Genomic DNA, 1,717 nt, shown 5'->3' on the forward strand with positions numbered 1-1,717 from the left:
TCCACCGATCGCGGTCATGGAACCACGGCCGGTGACGGTAGTAGCGATCCCAGTACGCACCGATCGCGAACCCCGTGATCGGCACGCCGATGATCGCGCCATATTCAAGCAGCGGCGCGTAACCGCCCTGGTACGGATAGTCGATCAGTTGCGCGTCGATCCAGCCGCGCATGCCCGGCAGCGCGACGTCGCACCACGTGTAGTCGCTCAGGCAGCCGAACACGTCCAGCGCGGTGCCCGGCGGAATCTGCGCGACGACCGGATAGTCGGGCGCGGGCCCGGCGAACAGTTCGGCCGGCGAATTCGTGTAGCCGGTGCTCTGTGCCCGTGTCATACCCGGCACGGCCGCCAGGCCGAGCAGGACGACGCACAGGCTTCGGACAATCGTGTTCCTCATGATGCTCTCCCGCGCGGCGCCGCCGCGCGCCGGTCAATGCCGATGCCCGCCCCAGCCGCCACCCCAGTGGCCGCCGCCCCACGGACGATGCCAGTACCCGCCGCGTCCACGCCAGCCGCCGCCCCATCCGCCCCAGAAGCCGATCGAGATCGCCGGTGCGCCCCAGCCGTACCAGCCCGGGTAATACGCGGGCGCATAGTACGGATACGGATAGGGATACGGCGGCGGATAGGCCGGCGCGACGTAGACGGGAGCCGGGTCGACCACCGCCGCTGCCGGGCCCGGCGCAGTGGTGACCAGTGCGGCGGTGGCAGGCGCAGTGGCGGCCGGTGCAGCCGGCGTGACGGGGATTTCGCGCTGCGTCAGCGTGGCCGGCGCCGGCGCGTAATACGGCGCATAGCCATACGGACTCGTGTAATAACAACCGCCGAGGGTCAGCGTCGTCAATGCGAATACCGCACACCTCGCGGCAGGAATCGGGGTCATCGGTTGCTCCGGCAGAATCCGCGCGTCGCCGCCGGGCGCGCGCCTGACTCTAGCTTACGTCCCCTGCAGATTTCCGCTCGGTATGATCGGTTACTTTTTGTTTCCTGCACCGCACGGGGCGCGGGCATGCCGCGTGCTGGCCCGTCTGCCACGCTCGCGTTGAAGTTCGCGCAAATGCCCTCAACTTGAACGATGTCAGGCTGGCCGGCGCGGACGGGGTTCGCGAGCAACCGGCGGCCCGAAACCCGCGGACTTCGGCCCGCCCAGACAGGAACGCGGCTCACGCCGCCATCGACATGACTACGCCACGCCCCACTCCCCGGGCGGACACGCCGCTCGATCCGATCATCCAGTTGCTGGCGCTCGCCGGCGAACAGGGTTATCTGACCCACGCCGACCTCGTCGACGCGCTGCCGCCCGAAAGCGACAGCCCCGACGCGCTCGACGTCGTGCGCGCCGCGCTCGCCGACATCGGCATCGCCGTGCTCGACGAGCCGGCCGCGCCTGCGCCGTTCGCCGGTTCGGCGCCTGTCGACGTCGATCGCGATGCGCTCGACGAAGGCCGCGCGATGCTCGGCGACCTCGCACGCGGCACGAGCGCATCGACCGATCCGCTCGCCCTCTACATGCGCCGCATGCAGGCGGTGCCGCTGCTCACGCGCGAGGGCGAAATCGTGCTGGCGCGCGAGATCGAGACGGGCCGCCACCAGATCCTGCACGCGCTCGCCGGCTATCCGGCGGCGGTGGACGCGCTGCTCGCGCGTCATCGCGCCCCGGCTTCGACCCGCGCAGCCGGGCCGTCCGACGACGACGTGGGCGACACGCCTGCGCCCG

General features: G+C 70.6%; 3 protein-coding genes. 1 reads left to right on the forward strand and 2 read right to left on the reverse strand.

Annotation, left to right across the window (positions count from 1 at the left end):
• A partial coding sequence (locus G3N96_RS38535; protein WP_346778942.1) for an SH3 domain-containing protein occupies window positions 1-397 on the reverse strand: 397 nt, incomplete at its 3' end.
• Between the two features lie 33 nt (window positions 398-430).
• A complete protein-coding gene (locus G3N96_RS38540; protein WP_206140478.1) occupies window positions 431-883 on the reverse strand; it encodes a hypothetical protein in 453 nt (150 codons plus the stop codon).
• Between the two features lie 296 nt (window positions 884-1,179).
• On the opposite strand from G3N96_RS38540, the gene G3N96_RS38545 reads away from it, so the two are divergent.
• On the forward strand, window positions 1,180-1,717 hold a 538-nt coding region (locus tag G3N96_RS38545), incomplete at its 3' end, for an RNA polymerase sigma factor region1.1 domain-containing protein (RefSeq protein WP_277399485.1).

The organism is Burkholderia sp. Se-20373, assembly GCF_017104705.1.
Classification (GTDB): domain Bacteria; phylum Pseudomonadota; class Gammaproteobacteria; order Burkholderiales; family Burkholderiaceae; genus Burkholderia.

What these genes read in the sequence shown, in the direction of transcription:
- G3N96_RS38540 (WP_206140478.1), bottom strand. Translation starts at nt 883, where the DNA reads ATGACCCCGATTCCTGCCGCGAGGTGTGCGGTATTCGCATTGACGACG.